The 17,017-nt window shown below is 73.9% G+C and carries 18 protein-coding genes and 1 pseudogene; 5 read left to right on the top strand and 14 right to left on the bottom strand.

The window, feature by feature from the left end; genetic code table 11:
- On the top strand, nucleotides 1-362 hold a 362-nt coding region (locus ODJ79_RS37565; protein WP_263028447.1), incomplete at its 5' end, for a sulfite exporter TauE/SafE family protein.
- Nucleotides 363-396: 34 nt separating this feature from the next.
- Here the strand turns inward: ODJ79_RS37565 and ODJ79_RS37570 are convergent.
- Nucleotides 397-1,020 (bottom strand): hypothetical protein, encoded by a 624-nt coding sequence (locus ODJ79_RS37570; RefSeq protein WP_263028448.1) that lies wholly within the window; start codon nucleotides 1,018-1,020, stop codon nucleotides 397-399.
- Nucleotides 1,021-1,233: 213 nt separating this feature from the next.
- On the opposite strand from ODJ79_RS37570, the gene ODJ79_RS37575 reads away from it, so the two are divergent.
- A complete protein-coding gene (locus tag ODJ79_RS37575; protein WP_263028449.1) occupies nucleotides 1,234-1,515 on the top strand; it encodes a hypothetical protein in 282 nt (93 codons plus the stop codon).
- A 25-nt stretch (nucleotides 1,516-1,540) separates the two neighbouring features.
- Here ODJ79_RS37575 and ODJ79_RS37580 read toward each other — a convergent pair whose 3' ends face one another.
- The 7 genes and pseudogenes from ODJ79_RS37580 to ODJ79_RS37605 form a co-directional block, all read right to left on the bottom strand.
- The gene (locus ODJ79_RS37580) at nucleotides 1,541-1,750 is read right to left on the bottom strand and encodes a ferredoxin (protein WP_263028450.1); all 210 of its coding nucleotides are present in this window, start codon (nucleotides 1,748-1,750) and stop codon (nucleotides 1,541-1,543) included.
- Nucleotides 1,747-3,054 (bottom strand): NADH-ubiquinone oxidoreductase-F iron-sulfur binding region domain-containing protein, encoded by a 1,308-nt coding sequence (locus ODJ79_RS37585; RefSeq protein WP_263028451.1) that lies wholly within the window; start codon nucleotides 3,052-3,054, stop codon nucleotides 1,747-1,749. Before ODJ79_RS37585 ends, ODJ79_RS37580 begins: the two co-directional genes overlap by 4 nt.
- Nucleotides 3,051-3,617, bottom strand: a complete 567-nt coding sequence (locus ODJ79_RS37590) for a ferric reductase-like transmembrane domain-containing protein (protein ID WP_263028452.1) — start codon at nucleotides 3,615-3,617, stop codon at nucleotides 3,051-3,053. Before ODJ79_RS37590 ends, ODJ79_RS37585 begins: the two co-directional genes overlap by 4 nt.
- Complete coding sequence (locus ODJ79_RS37595) at nucleotides 3,614-4,549, bottom strand: FAD:protein FMN transferase (RefSeq protein WP_263028453.1); 936 nt, start codon at nucleotides 4,547-4,549, stop codon at nucleotides 3,614-3,616. The genes ODJ79_RS37590 and ODJ79_RS37595 overlap by 4 nt, the downstream gene beginning before the upstream one ends.
- Nucleotides 4,546-4,893 (bottom strand): hypothetical protein, encoded by a 348-nt coding sequence (locus tag ODJ79_RS37600; protein WP_263028454.1) that lies wholly within the window; start codon nucleotides 4,891-4,893, stop codon nucleotides 4,546-4,548. The genes ODJ79_RS37595 and ODJ79_RS37600 overlap by 4 nt, the downstream gene beginning before the upstream one ends.
- 86 nt (nucleotides 4,894-4,979) lie before the next feature.
- The gene (locus ODJ79_RS47305) at nucleotides 4,980-5,438 is read right to left on the bottom strand and encodes a hemerythrin domain-containing protein (RefSeq protein ID WP_411267410.1); all 459 of its coding nucleotides are present in this window, start codon (nucleotides 5,436-5,438) and stop codon (nucleotides 4,980-4,982) included.
- Nucleotides 5,439-5,459: 21 nt separating this feature from the next.
- A pseudogene (locus ODJ79_RS37605) lies at nucleotides 5,460-7,289 on the bottom strand (heavy metal translocating P-type ATPase); the annotation flags it as partial.
- Between the two features lie 180 nt (nucleotides 7,290-7,469).
- Here ODJ79_RS37605 and ODJ79_RS37610 point away from each other — a divergent pair.
- The gene (locus tag ODJ79_RS37610) at nucleotides 7,470-7,697 is read left to right on the top strand and encodes a hypothetical protein (protein WP_263028456.1); all 228 of its coding nucleotides are present in this window, start codon (nucleotides 7,470-7,472) and stop codon (nucleotides 7,695-7,697) included.
- 115 nt (nucleotides 7,698-7,812) lie between these two features.
- Here the strand turns inward: ODJ79_RS37610 and ODJ79_RS37615 are convergent, their stop codons facing one another.
- Both ODJ79_RS37615 and ODJ79_RS37620 read right to left on the bottom strand, forming a co-directional pair.
- Entirely contained in the window at nucleotides 7,813-9,246 is a 1,434-nt protein-coding gene (locus tag ODJ79_RS37615) for a hypothetical protein (protein ID WP_263028457.1), read from the bottom strand.
- Nucleotides 9,243-9,704 carry a hypothetical protein gene (locus tag ODJ79_RS37620; protein ID WP_263028458.1) on the bottom strand — a complete coding sequence of 154 codons (462 nt, stop codon included), beginning with the start codon at nucleotides 9,702-9,704 and terminating at the stop codon, nucleotides 9,243-9,245. The genes ODJ79_RS37615 and ODJ79_RS37620 overlap by 4 nt, the downstream gene beginning before the upstream one ends.
- A gap of 257 nt (nucleotides 9,705-9,961) precedes the next feature.
- Between ODJ79_RS37620 and ODJ79_RS37625 the strand changes: the two genes are divergently transcribed.
- Nucleotides 9,962-10,393, top strand: coding sequence for a DoxX family protein (locus ODJ79_RS37625; protein WP_263028459.1), 432 nt, complete (start codon nucleotides 9,962-9,964; stop codon nucleotides 10,391-10,393).
- A 42-nt stretch (nucleotides 10,394-10,435) separates the two neighbouring features.
- Here the strand turns inward: ODJ79_RS37625 and ODJ79_RS37630 are convergent, their stop codons facing one another.
- From ODJ79_RS37630 to ODJ79_RS37645, 4 genes are read right to left on the bottom strand one after another with little or no spacing between them, the layout of a single operon-like run.
- Nucleotides 10,436-11,713 (bottom strand): wax ester/triacylglycerol synthase domain-containing protein, encoded by a 1,278-nt coding sequence (locus ODJ79_RS37630; protein WP_263028460.1) that lies wholly within the window; start codon nucleotides 11,711-11,713, stop codon nucleotides 10,436-10,438.
- Nucleotides 11,710-12,726: an NAD(P)H-dependent glycerol-3-phosphate dehydrogenase gene (locus tag ODJ79_RS37635; protein WP_263028461.1), complete on the bottom strand. Its 1,017-nt coding sequence runs from the start codon at nucleotides 12,724-12,726 to the stop codon at nucleotides 11,710-11,712. Before ODJ79_RS37635 ends, ODJ79_RS37630 begins: the two co-directional genes overlap by 4 nt.
- The gene (locus tag ODJ79_RS37640; protein WP_263028462.1) at nucleotides 12,723-14,171 is read right to left on the bottom strand and encodes an HAD-IB family hydrolase; all 1,449 of its coding nucleotides are present in this window, start codon (nucleotides 14,169-14,171) and stop codon (nucleotides 12,723-12,725) included. The genes ODJ79_RS37635 and ODJ79_RS37640 overlap by 4 nt, the downstream gene beginning before the upstream one ends.
- Nucleotides 14,168-16,054, bottom strand: a complete 1,887-nt coding sequence (locus ODJ79_RS37645) for a lysophospholipid acyltransferase (RefSeq protein WP_263028463.1) — start codon at nucleotides 16,052-16,054, stop codon at nucleotides 14,168-14,170. Before ODJ79_RS37645 ends, ODJ79_RS37640 begins: the two co-directional genes overlap by 4 nt.
- 174 nt (nucleotides 16,055-16,228) lie before the next feature.
- Between ODJ79_RS37645 and ODJ79_RS37650 the strand changes: the two genes are divergently transcribed.
- Complete coding sequence (locus ODJ79_RS37650; RefSeq protein ID WP_263028464.1) at nucleotides 16,229-17,008, top strand: electron transfer flavoprotein subunit beta/FixA family protein; 780 nt, start codon at nucleotides 16,229-16,231, stop codon at nucleotides 17,006-17,008.
- Nucleotides 17,009-17,017 lie beyond the last annotated feature (9 nt).

A 17,017-nucleotide genomic window follows, 5' to 3' on the forward strand; every position in this document is an offset into this window, starting at 1 on the left:
GCGGCTGCCTGCCCAAGTCCATCGGCACCGGGATCGCGGTAGGTTTCCTCACCGGCCTGTTCGGCGTCGGCGGCGGCTTCCTGATCATCCCCGCCCTCGTCCTGCTGCTGGGCCTGGACATGCCGGCGGCCGTCGCCACCTCACTGCTGATCATTGTGATCAACTCAGCCGCCGGCTTCGCCGCGCACGCCGGCGACGCCGCGATCGACTACCGGATCGCCGCCGCCTTCACCCTCACCGCCATCGCCGGGTCACTCGTTGCCGCCCGGATCGCCACCCGGATGCCCACCCGGCGCCTGCAACGCCTCTTCGCCTACCTGGTCTTCGCCGTCGCCGCGTTCGTCGTCATCCGCACGATCTGACCGGGGTGTCAGGCCGGCGACAGCGGTCCCGGCGCTACCCCGCGGCGATGTCCAGGTAGAGCCGGCCCGGCAGCTCGCCGACCCGGAAACCGGCCAGGTGGTCGACGCCCAGCGCGATCGAGACGTAACCCTCATGATCGCCGACGACGGCGTACGACTCGAGGTTTGGCAGGTCGAGGTGGTGGACGCCGGTCACCGTGGCGGTGCCGTCGTCGCGGTGCGCCTGTGCCGGGTTCATGACCACGAGCAGGTGCCGGTGGCCGGGCACGGAGACCGGTTTGTCGGACGGGTCGGCGTGGACCTGCGTCACATACTTGACCGAGTAGCCGGGCATGGCTCCGCTGATGTCGAAGACGATCCGGTCGTAACCTTCGCGCGGGTGCGCCGCATACCGGACTCCGGTGAGGACCGGTACCGGTGGCACGGCCGGGTGATGGGTCACCGTCACCGGGCTGGTCGGCCAGGGCAGATGGGGGGCGACCGGCGGGGTGCTCGTTGCGGCTCCGCCTTCGCCAGGGGCGGACGAGGTCGGAGCGGACGAGACGGTCGTGCCGGCCGAGGGTGTGGGCGCTGTGCTGCTGCTTTTGCCGCCGCCGCAGGCAACGGTCATGGCGGCAACGGCCACCAACGTGACCGCGAACCGCAAGCGTGTGTTCATGGTTCAACACTGACCACGGCGGGCGCCGGCGGCCAGAGGCCAACGACACGACCAGCCAGGACATCGGCCCCGCTGCCGAGGCGCCGGCTACCGCAGCACCCGCGTGGGACAAAGGACTCTACCGGTGGGGCCCGGCGCAGGCGCAGAGTGAGGACACGGGGAGGCGGCCCGCCAACGCTTGCGCCGCGTCCGGTGCGGCCGGAGGTGAGCTCGATGTGGTACGAGATCCTGTTCATGCTGGTGTCAGCCGGCCTCCTCGGGTATGCGATCTGGCCGGCCGTCCGTGACTCGTGGAAGAGAAGGCGGCGGCCGTGGCTCGATGCCGGCGAGGCCTGCCCGCCCGAGCCGGAGAGCGTCGAGGGTGTGCTGGCCGGCCGGCTCGCCGCCGCCGAGATCAGCCGGCGGCAGTACATCCGGGCGATGGAACGCCTGGCCGCCCGCGACGACAAACGTAATCCGGTGGAGGTGCCGCCGGAGGCCGGCTCGGCGGCGTGATGTCCGATCGCACCGCACCACCACATCAGGCGAAGGGTTTGCGTTCGAGCCGCAGGGCCAGTGCCGGACAGGCCGCGACGGCCCGGGCCGCCGCGGCGGTGAGACGGCGGGGGACCGGTGCGGTCAGCACCGGGTAGCCCCACTCGTCGAGGTCGATGAGTTCGGGCAGCAGTTCGGCGCAGATGCCGTGGGCCGCGCAGGCGATCGGGTCGACCCGCAGCCGGCGCTCGTTCATTGCCAGCCTGCCGGGGTGGGGTCGCCGGCCGCGGGCAACGACAGCCACGGGTGCCCGCTGCCCGGGCAGGGCCGGCCGTCGGCGTGATCGCGGAAGTCGTCGGCGAACGCGTCGAGGGCGCCGCGCACGAACCGGGTGAAGCCATCGGGGTGTCCGCAGGCGCCACGGCCGGGCAGCAGGCCCAGCCGCCGCATCAGCCGTCGCAGGATCGTCCGGGGATCCTCGCGGGGGTCGTGCAACGCCCACAGGTCGCCGGCCACCGCCGGCAGTCCGAACATGCACGGCCCGCACTGCCGCGCGGACTCGCCGGCCAGATAGGTCGCGATGCGCGCGGTCTCGGTGACCCCGCACACCCAGGCCGGTACGGCGAGGATTGCCGCCACGCCCAGCGCGGCCCCGGCGGCCCGCAGCTCGGCGTGGTCGAGCCGGACGTCGAGGGCCCGCCGGAACGGCAGCCACCCGCCGCCGAGGCCGCCGACCAGCAGGGCCTGCACCGGCTCGGCCGGGCCGCCGGACAGCTCGAGAATCGTGCCGAGCGGGGTGCCGAGCGCGACCTCGAGCACGCCGGGGAAGGCAACTCCGCCGCCGACGGTGACCAGTGTGGTGCCCGGCGAGTCGGCGGTGCCGACGCTCCGGAACCAGTCGGGCCCGTATCGGGCGATCAGGGCCACGTGCGCGAGCGTCTCGACGTTGGCGATCAAGGTGGGGCGCCCGTCGATACCGCGCTCGAACGGCCGCGGTGGCTTGGCGGTCGGCCGGGCCGTGCCGGTGTTGACGAAGTTGACCAGGGCCGATTCCTCGCTCGCGGCGTACCGGCCGGGGACCTCGACCACCCGGACCGGGCGCCCGTCGTGGGCCCGCTCGGCAGCGGCGGCCCGCACCGACGGCACGATCGGATCGCCGCGGTGCACGCACAGCAGGACTTCCTCGGCGCCGAGCGCGGCGGCCACCGCCAGGGCGCCGTCGAACACGAGATGGGGTGCCAGTTCGAGCAGCACGTGGTCCTTGCCGCTGATCGGCTCGCCCTCGCAGCCGTTGGCCACGACCGTCGGGCGCCGGCCGGTGAGCTGGGCCGACACCGAGGCGATCTTGCGACCGGTCGGGAAGCCCGCGCCCCCGCGCCCCCGCAGGCCGGCCCGGGTGACCGGGTCGATCAGTCCGGCATCGCCGGGCGCCGGCAGGGGGCCGAAGTGGGCGAGATGGGCGGCGAGGCCTGGGCCGTGCTCGGCCGGAGCGCTCAGCAGGCGGGAGACGCTCGCCGCGATCGGACCGGGGCTCGGCGGTGCCGGGTGCGGGCCGATCACGACGTCACCCGCCCGCCGCGACGGGCCTCGGTGTCCGGATGCACCGACAGCAGCCGCCACGCGATCGCGCCGATGACGGCCAGGACGCAAGCCACGTCGAGGGCGACGACCCAGGTGGTGTGCCGATCGGTGGTACCGGTGCCCAGGCCGTGCAGCACGGCGACCGGCCAGCAGGCGTAGCTCGCCCAGTGCACCAGGCGCCAGAGCCGGACGCCGAGGCGCCGGCGCAGGAGGCTGGTGGCGAGGATGGCGAGGAACAGGTCGCCGGCCACCGCACCCAGCCCCAGCCAGAGCGGCCGGTAGACCGAGCCGAACGGCACGACCGCGTCCAGCCAGCCGATTCCGGCGTACGGGTCGATCACCGCGGTGGCCACGTGCACGGCCAGGAACGCCAGCGCGATGAGGGAGAAGTTGCGGTGCACCGCGGCGACGACGAAGCGCGGCCAGCCGGACGAGGCCAGCCGGCCGGTGTTCAGGGCGCCGAGCACGACGGTCGCGGTCAGCAGCAGCAGCGAGACCAGCCCGGTCGCTCGGCTGCTGTACCAGAGGGCGTGTCCGATCACGGTACGGGCACCTCCTCCGGCCATCCCGCGACCGTCAGTACCCGGCCGTCCACCGCGACCAGCCGCGCCGGCACGGCGCGCTCGCTCAGCCAGGCGGGCGCGTCCGCACCCAGCACGATCGCCGCGGTGGTGGCCGTGTTGGCGTCGACGCACGAGGCCGCCGCGACCGACGCCGTACGCCAGTGCGGCGCGACCGCGTCGCCGGTACGCGGATCGATCAGGTGGTGGACGATCCGGTCGCCGCGCCGCCAGCGCCGGCGGGTCGTGCTGGAGGTGGCGAGGCCGCCGGAGGTGACCGCGACGACGATGGCCGGGTCCCGCTCCGCGGCGAGGTGGTCGTCGCCGATCGCGACCCGCCAGCTGCCGGCCGGCGCGGGACCGGCCACGGCGAGATCGCCCCCAAGGTTCACCAGCACCCCGCAGCCCGCGGCGTCGGCAGCGGCGGCCGCCGCCAGGTCGGCGGCCAGCGCCTTGGCGGTCGCCCCGAGGTCGAGGACGATCCCGCGGGGCAGCACGAACCGCCGTGACCCCGGCTCCCGGCGCAGCCGCCACCAGCCGGGCGCCGGGACGCTCGGCGCGGGCGGTCGCGGATCGCCGCCTTCGATCAGGGCGAAGTCGCGGTCGTAGCCGACCGCCCGCAGCGCGGCGCCGACCGTCGGATCCACCAGACCGTCGGTCAGCTCGGCCGCCCGCAGCGCGACGTCGAGGGCCTCGGCGAGCAGCGGGCTGACCGTGGTCGGGCGCCCGGCCCGTGCGTGCAGGCGGCTGATCTCGGAGTCGGCACGGAAACGGCTGCACGTCCGGTCGATCGCGGACAGCACTCGCCGGACCGCGCGGCCGGCCGGCGCCAGCCCGTCCGGATGCTCGGTGACCAGCGCCGCGGTGGTGCCCAGAGCGGGGAAGCGGAGCTGGCCGGGCGCGGGCGCGGTCACGAGCCCCCCGAGGAGGTGTGCTGCGAGCCGGTGGCCGCGGCCGGTGGCGTCGTCGGCGGGGTGAGCCGGGGCGTGCTCGTGCGCCGGGGATGCGGCCGGGCGGTTACGGCCGGCGTACGGGAGGGCCTGGCGGTGTCCTCGGGGGGTGCGGCCGGTGTGGTGCCGGCGTTCGAACCGCTGGTCACGGCGCGACCGGACGCGGGTGACGCCGTCGCGGGCACGAACGCGATCGCGGCCGCGACCGCAAGACCGGCCGACCCGGCGGCCGACCACACTGTCACGCTCCGGACGCGGCGGATCCCGCGGTCGCGGACGGCGAACCTGCTGGTGTGGGCACGTGGCATGGAACCCGGTCCTCCTCAGATCGTGGCCGGCCGGTGTCTTCGGGTCCCAGCATTGCCCGTGGTTTCTTCGGGTTCTCGAAGAAACCTCACCTCGCGCTCGGGCTTGGGTCCGGCACCAGGCTGAAGGCACCCTCCTCCTCCTGCGCGTTGTGCAGCCGCAGGATGGCGTAGAGGCCGTAAAGCAGGCGGCGTACGTCGGTGACGTCCTCCGCCTCGGCCCGCTCGCCCGGGTCGTCCGCCAGCGTCCGGCGCAGCCGCCCGATCTGATGCTCGATCTCCGCGTGGGTACGGCTGAGTCCGCTGGTCACCTCGACCCCGCCGAGCGCCCTTGCCATGATCGGCAGCAGTTCGGCCTCCTCGGCGCGCTCGTGCGCCAGCAGGCGCAGATGCAGATCGTCGGCCAGCTGCCGGGCCGGGCCCAGGTCGTACGGCGGCTGGTTCAACGCGTCCGCGACCGTCCGCACGCGCTCCACCAGCGGGAGCACGTCGCGATGTTGCGCGTGCAGGCGCTGCGCCGTGGTGATGTCGGCCGGCGTCAGCGTCACGGTGTGCGAGCGGACGGGCAGCAGCGCCGTCAACGCGATCGCGATGGCGGCGACGTCGATGCCCTCCTGCAGCAGCGCGCCGGCGACCGGTGGCAGGAGGCCCGCGGCCGCCACGAGCATCGCCGCGGCCGACAGTCCCATCCCGACGGTGACCGCCCACAGCGCGACCCTGCGGCAGTGCCGGGCGATGAGGATGGCGTCGGCCAGCGCGTCGATCCGGTCGATGGTCAGCACCACGTCCGCGGCCTCGGCCGAGGCGGTGGCTCCGCGGGCGGCGAGGGCGACCCCCACGCCGGCCGCGGCCAGCGCCGGGGCGTCGTTGATGCCGTCGCCGACCATGATCGTGGGCGCCCGGCGTTGCTCGGCGCGTACCAGGGTCAGCTTGTCGCCGGGGTCCCGGTCGGCGTGCACCGCGTCGACGCCGACCACTCGCCCGACCGCCTCCGCCGTATCGGCGTGATCACCGGTCACCAGCACGACCCGGGCGATCCCGGCTTGACGCAAGGCCCGCACCATCCGGGGCGCCTGCGGGCGGACCGGATCCTCCAGCAGCAGCACGCCGGCGGGCACGTCGTCGACGGTGACGAAGACGGTCAGCGACCCGTCGAGGGCCGCCCGGCGGCGGGCGTGCCGCACCCACGCCGGGGCGGGACCGGCGGTCATCGTCGCCGCCTTGCCCAGCCGGACGCGGTGGCCGTCGACGGTGCCGTCCACCCCGTACCCGTGGCGCTCCCGGACCCGCTCCGGCGCCGACAGCCGCAGCCCGCGGTCCCGGGCGGCGGTGACGATGGCGCCGGCCAGCACGTGCGCCGAGCTCTGGTCGAGGCTCGCCGCCAGGCGCAACACCTCACCGGCGGGCAGCCGGCCGTCGGCGGGCGTCACGACGTCGGTGAGCACCGGCCGGCCGGCGGTCAGCGTGCCGGTCTTGTCGAACAGCAGGACCCGTCCCGCCGCCAGGCGTTCCAGCGCGGCGCCGCCCTTGACGATGACGCCGCCGCGGGCCGCCCGGGAGATCCCCGACATGATCGCGATGGGTGCGGCCAGCAGCAGCGGGCACGGGGTGGCGACCACCAGCACCGCGACCGCCCGTACCGGGTCGCCGGCGACCGCCCACGCGACGCCGGCCAGGAGCAGTGTCAGCGGCACGAAGACGACGGCGAAGCGGTCGGCCATCCGCACGAACGGAGCGCTCTGCGCCTGTGCCTGCTCCACCAGGCGGACCACTCCGGCGTACGTCGAGGCCTCCGCGGTCGCGGTGGCCGTCAGCCGCATCGGGGATCCCGCGTTCACGATCCCGCTGCGGACATCCTCACCGGCGCGGCGTTCCACCGGCAGCGGCTCGCCGGTCAGCGCCGACTCGTCCAGCACCGCCGGGCCGAGCAGCCGCCCGTCCACCGGCACGATCTCGCCGGACCCGACCACGAGCCGGTCGCCGATCACCACCTCGGCGACCGGGATCTCGACGGGCCCGGACCCGGTCTCCCGGCGGGCGGTTCGCGGCGCGCGTGCCACCAGCGCGCTGAGCTCCCGGCGGGCCCGCGCCTGGGCACGCGCCTCCAGCAGGACACCGCTGGCGAGCATCACGGCGATCACGGCGCCGGCGAGGGGCTCACCCACCCACAGCGCGCCGGCCAGGGCCAGCCACGCGATCACATCCACGCTGGCCTCGCGCCGGCGCGCCGCCGCGATCAGCGTCGCGGACGAGTACCCCAGGCCCAGCAGCGTGGCGGTGACCCAGACGGCGCGTGCCGCCGCGTCCTCGCCGCCGCCCGCCAGGATCAGGCCGGCCAGGACCAGCGTCGTCGTCGCGGCGAACAACGCCTGCTCCCGTCGCTGCCACCACCAGCGCATGCCGCCTCCCGCAAGACGCTCGTCCCTCCACGGTCCGCCCCCGGACGCCGGGACGGGCAGGGCCGAAGGGCCTTGATCAACGGGAGCGATCCCGGAGCTGCGGGGACCATCGGCTCTGGGGGGCCGTGGCATCCCCGGCCCACGCTGGAAGGAACGCCACTACGGCAACGGGAGGATCCGATGTGGCAAGCACTGCGAGACATCCTCGGCAGCGTCAAGGAATCCGTGGGCATCGAAGGTCCCGCCGTTCCCGATCCCGCGGTCGTCGCCGATCCGGCGGCCGAGGCAGCCACGAGCGCGACCGAAGTCGCGACGGACGCGGCCGGCAGCGTCGCGGAGGCCCTCGGCGGAGCGGGCCAGGAGATCACCGCCAAGGTGTCGGACTTTCTCGGCGGCCTCGGCGGCTGACCAAGTGGGGGTGATGGTCCGGCCGAGCCGCCGCCGGGTCTGGCACCGCCTCGGCATCGAGCGCTTCCTCCGGCTCGACGCGAGCAACGGCCGGGGCTGAGCGGCATCCGACGCCTCAACGCCAGTCGAAGTGTTCCCGGTGCAGGTTGCGGTTGCGCACGCCGGCCTGGCGGAACCGGCGGACGAAGGTGTCCACCATCGCGGCCGGACCGCAGAGGAAGACCGAGAGCCCGCGCGGGTCGCCCCCGACGGCGTCGAGGACGGTGTCGGCGGTGAGGTAACCCCGCGCGGCGGTGTCGTGCAGGTGGACCTTGATCGTGGGATGGGCGCCGGCGATGTCGGTGATCTCGCCGGCGAACGGCGGCTCGCCCTGCGTGCTGTAGAACAGGTCGACCTGGCCGGGCGCGGTCTGCTGGTCGAGGGCGCGCAGCCAGCTGAGGAACGGGGTGATGCCGATCCCGCCGGCGATCCACACCTGCCGGCCGGTGCCGCGGGCCCGGTCGAACCGGCCGTGCGGTCCGCCGACGACGGCCGGCATGCCCGGCCGGACGTGGTCCTGCATGCGGGTGGTGTCGTCGCCGAGCGCCTTGATGGTGAAGCGCAGGAGCTCCTCGTGGGGCGCGCTGGAGATGGTGAACGGATGCCGCCGCCACCCCAGGCCGGTCTCGAGGAAGAGCATGGCGAACTGGCCCGGGGTGAAACTGATCGGCCGGCCGAGCGGGGCGAGCGCGAGCTCGGTCAGGCCCGGTCCGACGGGTCGCACGGCGGCGACCTGGTAGTCGTGCAGGGCGGTGAGGTGCCGGGCGACCACCTCGCGATAGGCGTAGAAGGCCAGGCCGACCCCGCCCGCCGCCACGTACGCCCAGCGCAGCACCGCGGAGCCGAACATGGTGCCGTCGAGGAGGCCGTGCACGAACGCTGCCGCCAGGAACAGGCCGGTCAGCCGGTGCAGCGCCCGCCATCGCTCGTAGCCGCCGAAGATCCATCGTCCCGCGCTCAGCATGCGATGAACCGCGGCGTTGCCGGCCAGCCGGTCGGCCGCACGGGCCAGATACGGGCCGGCCCACGGCAGCATCGTGCGCCAGCGCGGCGCGATGGCCCACGCGGCGAGCGCGAGCAGTCCCCAGATCCCGATCTGAGCCAGCAGCCCGCCGATGTTGCCACCGCCGTCGTCGGGTGCCATCGGCCCCGCGCCGGCGGCCGGCGGTGCGTGCTGACCGGAGGAGAGCATGACGTGCGGCGCGAGCAGCGCCAGGCCGGCGATCGACAGGCGACGGTGCCAGATCGCGGCGCGGTCGATCCCGTGGAACCACACCTCGACGGCCGGCAGCAGGGAGATCAGCACCATGGCGAGCGACATCAGCAGGACCGCCTCGGCGCCGGCCAGCTGCCCGGCGAACGACACCCAGCGCCCGTCCGGCGGCCCGGCGACCACCCAGAGGACCGCGAACGCGGCAGCCATGGTCGCGATGCTGAGCGGACCCAGATACCGCGTCGGCGGCAGCACCGATCTCGCGGCGTCGGCGGCGGCCCGTGCGGCGGTACTCACCGGACCAGGGTCGCACCGTCGGCATCGCCAGGACGCCGACTCGGCGCGACCAGGAGGTATCGGCGTACGGAGGGAAGGGTCGGCAGCAGGGCCAGCGCCACGCCGACACCACCGTAGAGGGCCTCCAGCCAGGATCGTTCGGGCAGGTAGACGACCTCGAGGCCGATCCAGGCCAGCATGCCGAGCCCGAGGAGCTCGGTCATCGCCCACGACCAGTGGCGCCCGGTCAGCCGCTCCACCGGGGACGGCCAGGCCGTCCGGGGGCGGCGCAGCATCCCGTACGCGGCCACCAGCGAGCCCACCCCGAAGCCGGCGCCGAGCACCAGCCCGGGCAGCACCCAGCTGTCGATCAGGGGGATGGCGTCGAGCCAGTCGCCGGGGGGTTGGGCGCTCATCCAGAGACCGAAGGTCAGCTCGATTCCGCCGAGGACGGCCGTGATCCCCAGGAAGAGGAGCACGCCGATGGTTGTTCGTACCGCTGCCGGCCTCGGTGGGGCCACCGCCGTCGTTGGTTTGCCCATGGTGCCAGCATTGCGACGGCGCGGGCGGGACGAACACTGCCGAAAGACCCGACGGGCCGGCCGATGGTCCGGCGTGTGTCCCGCACGGTCCGGTTCCGTACGCAGTCTTTAACATAGATGTACATCTATGGTACTCCGGCGTAATCCATTAACATCCGTGAATATCTACAGGTTGTAGGAGTAGGAGGACACGGATGCGCGGGAACCGATTTACCGAGGTCGTCTGGGCGCTGTTCCGGGTGGTGATCGGGCTGCTGTTCGCCCTGCACGGTGCGTCGACGGTGTTCGGCGTCTTCGGTGGCAACCGGGGCAGCGGACACGCGGCGCAGGCGTGGACCTGGCCCGGCTGGTATGCCGGCGTGATCGAGCTGGTGTGCGGCCTGCTGGTGCTGGTCGGCCTGCTGACCGTGCCGGCCGCGATTCTGGCTTCCGGTTCCATGGCGTACGCGTATTTCACCGTGCACCAGCCGCACGCGCTGCTGCCGCTGGAAAACGGCGGTGACGCGCCGGCCCTGTTCTGCTGGGCTTTCCTGGCCATCGCCGTGGTCGGCCCCGGTCCGTGGTCGATCGACGGGCTGCTGCGCTCGCGCACTCAGTCGACGGCGTACGAGACGGCCGAAGCCTGACCGCGCCCGGCGGGAGGCAACGTCCCGGGGAAGGTGCGCGGATCACCCGAGCGTCAGCACCTCCTCGAGTCCGGCGCGGACGCACTCCACCAGCACGTCCGGATCGGGCACGACCGAGCCGTCCATGGTGAGCCCCAGGCAGCAGGTGCCGCCCTGCGACACGATCGCGGCACTGACCGCGCTCCCGGGCACCGGCCCGAGGGGGTAGACGCGCTCCACCCTCGCGCCGGCCAGGTAGGCCGGGCGGGGGGTGCCGATCCGGTTCGTCGCCGACAGGTCGGCGCCCGCCGTGATCCGGCAGGCCGCGGCGCCTACCCCGGAAGGGAACCGGTTCAGCACTGGTGCGAGCGCGGCAAGACCGTCCTGCGCGGAGTCCACCCGCAGCGTCATGGTGATGCCGCGGAGCGAGGCGATCCGCTCGGCGAGATCGCAGACCCCCACGGGTGCGGCGAACACCGAGCCTACCCAGCCGCCAGGGTCGCGCGGCAGGCTGACCGGCATCTCGTCGAGCTCGATTCCGTGCCGCTCGTGGTAGCGCCGTATCCCGCCGAGCAGCGCGGCCAGGTAGGCATCGGTCACCGAGCCGCCGGCCGCGTGTGCGGCCGCCCGCAGGTCGTCGAGTGGGCACTCCAGCAGGCCGAACCGCCAGGACACGCCGGTGCGCCCGTGAAACAGCGGCGATCCGGCGACCGGAGTGGACGCGGCGCGACGCAACGACACCGCGAGGCGCAGCGTGCTCGCGGCCGCCGCACCGGGATGCGTGAGCGCGTGCGCCCCCGTCGTCAGCAGCCGGCCGGTGGCGAGCGGAAGGGTCAACGCCTGCCGGGCGACATCAGCCAGCGCAAGCGAACGGGCGTCCGGCGGGATCGTCTCCGCCCGCGGCAGGTCCCCGGGCCTGCCGCTGAGCGAGCGGTGTGCTTTCAGCACATACGCCGCCCGGCCGTGCGGCAGCCCTTCGACCAATGTGCCTTCCCACAGCGGGCGATCGCGGTCGAGCGGCGCCGTCGCGGCCTCCTCCGCGAAGGCGAGCAACTGGGCCGGGCTGCCCGGCGCCGGCAGGCGTGCCCGGCGCAGATGGCGGTCGAGGTCGAAGTCGTCGTCGGGAATCCACGCGGGCGGCCCGACCGGCACGGCCGGCTCCAGCACCCGCTCGCGCATCCCCGGGATCAGCCGGGTCGCCCGCTCGTGGACGGCACGCAGCCGCTTCCACTCCGGCGCGCCTTCGAGCAGCGCCACGGTCGACGACTGGGTGGGTTGCCGCTCGCTGCGCCAGATCAGCGTCTCCAGGTCGGTCATGCGGCGCTGTGGAGTCGTGGTCACCATGCCTCCCCGTGCACCTCGTGCCCGGGCGTGACGCGCAGCAGCCCGCGGTACGTCTCCTCGACCGGCTGGCCGTGGTTGAGCACGGCGTCCACATCGCGGGCGATCGGTATCTCGATGCCCCGCTCGGCCGCGAGCTTCATCACCGACGCCGTGGTCTTGACGCCCTCGGCCACCTGGTTCATCCCGGCGAGGATCTCCGCGAGGGGCCGGCCGCGGCCGAGCTCGAACCCCACATGCCGGTTGCGGCTGTGCGGGCTGATGCAGGTGACGATCAGATCGCCCATGCCGGCCAGCCCGGCCAGCGTCTCGGCGCGGCCGCCCAGCGCCACCCCGAGCCGGGTCATCTCGTGCAGCGAGCGGGTGATCACCATGGCCCGGGTGTTGTCGCCGGCGCCCAGCCCGTCGCCGAACCCGACCGCGATCGCGAACACGTTCTTCAGCGCGCCGGCGATCTCGACGCCGAGGACGTCCTCGCTGGTGTAGACGCGGTAGCGCGAGGTGTGGAAGATGCCCTGCAGGGTCTGCGCGGTGTGGTGGTCGGGCATGGCGAGGGTGGCCGCCGCGGCGTAGCCCTGGACGATCTCGCGCGCGATGTTGGGGCCGGACAGCACGCCGGCCGGGTGGCCCGGCAGCACCTCGGCGATCACCTCGGTCATCCGCTTGCCGGTGCCCAGCTCGATGCCTTTCGCGATGCTCACCACCGGGATCAGCGGCCGCACGTGGTCGGCGGCCGCAGTCAGCACGCCGCGCAGGTGCTGCGAGGGCGCCGCGGCGATCAGGACGTCGGCGTCCGCCACCGCCTCGGCCGCCTCGGCCGTCGCCCGCAGGGCCGGGGTGAGGTCGAAGTCCGGGAGGTAGCGGGGGTTCCGGTGGGTCACGTTGATCGCCGTCGCGATCTCCGGGTCCCGTACCCACAGCACCGTCCTGGTCGCTCGCGCGGCGAGCGACGCCACGGTCGTGCCCCAGGTGCCACCGCCCAGCACCGCCACCGTCGGCGTGCGGAGGGTCATCGCGCGTTCACCTCCTGCGGCCAGTTCTCGAGCGCGTCGGCGAACCGCCGCCGTACCTCGGCGATCCGCTCGTCGAGATCGGCGGCGGTCCAGTCTCCGGTCGGGATCGGCTCGAGCACCGCGACCTCGACCGTGCCCGGGTTGACGACCAGCGAGCGGCGCCAGGCCAATTCCCCAGTGTTGCGCAGCACGATCGGCACGATCGGCACGCCGGCCTGCCGGGCGAGGTGGAACGCGCCCTTCTTGAACCGGCCCAGGGTCGGCGTGGGCATCCGGGTGCCCTCCGGGAGGACGAGGATCGACGTGCCGCCGCGTAGCCGCCGCGCCGCGCCGTCCAGGCTCTGCTTGGCCTTCGCCAGGTCGGACCGGTCGATCCAGGCCGGGTCGAGAACCGCGCCGATGACCGCCATCCGCGGGTCGAGGCGGGCCTCCTTCTTGGCCACGGCGGTGAAGTCGTGCCGCAGCAGCGCTCCCAGCACGAGCACGTCCAGAGTGCTCTGGTGGTTGGCGATGAAGACGGCGGGACGGCCCTTCTCCAGGTTTTCCGCGCCCACGACGTCGAGCTTGACGCCGGCGAGGGCCAGCGCCAGGTCGGCGGACAACCCGATGCCCGCGTTGACACCCAGCCGCCGGTCACCGGTCAGCAGCCCCCAGCCCACGCCGGTGGCCAGCCCGGCATTGACGCCGAGCAGCCCGCCGACGGTGCCCAGATAGGCGCGCAGACCGGGGGACCGGGGCTCGCGCAGGGTGAGCACCGGCCAGCCGAACTCGCCGGCGGCGCGCCGCAGCGTCGGGTGCGGATTCAGGGCGTACGGGCGGCCGACCGAACCGAGGAACGCGATGTCCTCCGGTCCGTTCGCGTAGCCGTAGCTGTGCTCGAGGTCGATCCCGTGGTCGCGGGCGAAGGCCCGCACGGCCCTGGCCTTCGGCTCGCCCCAGAGCATGCCGGTGGTGCTGCGGCCGGTCAGCACGCCGTCCGCCTCCTCCAGTTCGGTGCAGACGACGTGGGCGATGCCCAGGTCGCGCGCCACCGGCGCGATCTGCATGCAGGTGGCCGAGGACGCGATCACGACCGTGTGGCCCATCCGCAGGTGGGCCCGGACGAGATCGCGGGCCTCGGGCCGCATCGTGCCGGCGATCCGCTCCACGAACAGCCGCTCGCCGACCCCGGCGACTTCGTCGACGGTCCGGCCCCGCAGCGACGCGAAGCCGACCCGCCCGATGGCCTGCGGATCGCCGCCCAGCAGCGTGCCGTCCACCGCCGCGACGATGATCCGGGCGAGCTCCAGCGGGCCGGCTTCGCCGTGGCGGATCCGGTCGCTGTAGAAGCTGTTGGCCGTGTAGCCCTGCACGAGCGTCCCGTCGAAGTCGAAGAACGCGCCGATCCGCGGCCCGGTGCCGCCGGCCCGGACCGCCGCGGTGACCTCGGCGGCGGTGACGTTCACGGCCGGTCCCGGTGCAGATCGGCGATGACGTGCACCCGCCGTACGATCTCGTGCATCTCCTCGCGGAAGTCCTCGCGCCGCTTGGCCACCTCGGGACCGGCGGCCAGCAGACCGCGGTGCTCGGCCAGCCGCAGGGCCGGCTTGAACAGCTCCAGCGACACCGACTCCTCGCTGGCCACCCGCTTCTGCAGCGCCCACTGCCGGCCGAGCCGCAGGCATTCGTCGAGGAACAGGTCGGCATCGAACGGCTCGTCGTCCGGCCAGGCGGCCAGCCGATCGGCCACCACGAGGTACGCCTCCAGGAACGGGCGCAGGACCAGGTGGGCGACGAGCAGCTCGCTGTCGGTCAGCCAGCGCCGGGCCTCGGCCGGCCCGAACTCGTGCAGCCGGTCGGCCTGCCGGGGGTCGACGATCGCCAGCTCGGCGGCCATCTCCCGGGCGAACTCGCGCCGGGACGGGAAGAAGAAGTCGAACTTGAGCAGGTCACGCAGCCGCAGGGTCTCCCGGTTCGCGGTGGCCAGTCCGTCCTCCCCGTTCTCCATCGCGGCCGCCAGGCCCAGCTCGCCGATCGCCCGGTCGACCAGCATGTGCACGGCAGTGTTGCGGTAGAACGCGGCCACAAGATGCTGCCCGGGCGCGATCGCCCAGATCGTCTCGGTGCCGCCGTCGAAGCCGGCGAGGACCCCCGAGCGGGCCAGGTCGTCCAGCGCGCGGTGGATGGTGGCCCGGTCGGTGAGGTTCGCCGCGCCCGCCACCGGACGGCCGCGCTGGGCGATGTAGCGGGCCAGCGGGGCCACCGTGGCCAGCACCTCGTCGAGCGTGAGCGCCCGGTCGGCGGCGAGCAGCGCCAGGCAGACGACGGCCGTGGTGGTCACCGGGGTGGCCTGGTTGATCCGATGGGAGGTCTCGACGGCGATCCGCTCGACCACGCGCGTGCTGCCCGGGTCGTCGCCGCGCAGCTCGGCGACCCGGTCGCGCAGCGGGAGCGGCTCGCCGAACTCCACGTACGCCCGGCCGAAACGCTCCCGCTGGGAGCGCCCGAAGGTCCACAGCCACCGCAGGTTCTCGGGCCGCTTGCCGATGCCGCGCGCCTCCGTGGTGACCAGCGGCACCTCGTGCAGCTGCTCGTACACGATCGAGACCGGGACGATCAGGGCCTGCATGCCGGCCTCCGCGTCGAGGGCGTCGATCACGTAGTGCAACAGGCCGTACGTCGGCGGGCGGAGCTTGCCGGTACGGGTCCGGCCGCCCTCGATCGACCAGCAGAGGTTGCGCCGGTTCTTGATCATCTGGGCGACGTACGAGCGCAGCGCGAACCGGTACACCGGGTTGTCGGCGGTCGAGCGCCGGATGTAGACGTACCCGGAGCGGCGCAGCAGGCGGTTGAACGGGAACACGTCGAGGTTCGCCCCGGCCAGCACGAACGGCGGCGCGATGCCGTTCTGCGAGATCGCCGCGGGCACCGTGACGCCGTCCAGGTAGGAGCGGTGCGAGAACGGGAACAGCAGCGACTGCCTGCGGTCGAGCGCCCGCAGCCGGCGCGCCTGCTCCGGGTCGATGATCAGCTCGTGGGCGCGGGTCAGCCAGCGGCTGAACCTGGCCCAGTCGCTGGTGGCGCGCCTGGTGCGGGTGGCGCCCATCTCGCGCAGGTAGCCGGCGACCTCGGCGCGCACCTCCGGGACGGCGCGGCCGAGCGAGCCGGCCAGATCGGCGACCTGCGCCGCGAATCCGGTGTCGGACAGCAGCGCGGCCACCTCCGGAGCGTCCGCCGGACGCGGATCGGCGGGCTCGTCGGCCAGGCCGACCCGGCGCATGACCCGGCGAGCCCCGGCGGGGTCGAGTGCGGTCAGGATCGAGGGATGCTCGCTGACGATCGGAATCATCGCCGCCTCGCAGGGGGTGCGCGTGGATACGGTCGTGCCCCCAGCCTCCTCCGCCGAGAGGGCGGAGGGGCAAGGGTCTTTGGTCCCTCGGGAAGGGACCTCAGAGCCTGAAGTTGATCGATGGCTCCTCTTTACGCTGCGTGACACGGGCACCACCGGCGTCAGGGGAGACCCATGAAAATCGTTGTTCTGGTCAAGCACGTTCCGGAGCCCACCGCGGGCCGGTATTTCGCCGGCGACCGCACCCTCGATCGGGAGCACACCGAGGGCGGGTTGTCCGAACTCGACGAGTACGCCGTCGAACAGGCCGTCCGGCTGACGGAGGCCGGCGTCGCGACGGAGGTCGGCTACCTCACCATGGGGCCGGCCCGGGCGGTGGACGCCCTGCGCCGTGCCCTCGCCATGGGCGGGACCGGCGCGACCCACCTGCTCGACGACCGCCTGCACGGCACCGACGCGGTCGGCACCTCGCTCGTGCTCGCCGCCGCGCTCCGGCGGATCGGCTTCGACCTGGTGCTGTGCGGCATGGCGTCGACCGACGCCGAGATGTCGGTGGTGCCGGTGATGGTGGCCGAGCGCCTCGCCGTGCCGGCGGTGACCAACGTCGTGGCGCTGAGCGCGGACGGCTCGGCGGTGACCGCCCGGCGCGACACCGGCGACGCCACCGAGGAGGTGACCGCGCCGCTGCCCGCCCTGGTGACGGTCACCGACCGGGCCGGTGAGGCACGGCTGCCGTCGTTCAAGGGCATCGTCGCCGCCAAGAAGAGGCCGATCACCACGTGGTCGCTGGCCGACCTGGGCATCGAGCCGGAGCGGGTCGGCGCCGCGGCGGCGGGCACCTTGGTGCGCGCCATCAAGCCACGCCCGCCTCGCGAGGCCGGCACGGTCGTCACCGACGAGGGCGACGCCGCCGCGCGGCTCGCCGACTTCCTCGTCGCCAACAAGCTGCTGTAAGCCCCGAGC

The sequence above is a fragment of the Actinoplanes sp. KI2 genome (assembly GCF_025630775.1).
In the GTDB taxonomy this organism is placed as follows: Bacteria; Actinomycetota; Actinomycetes; order Mycobacteriales; family Micromonosporaceae; genus Actinoplanes.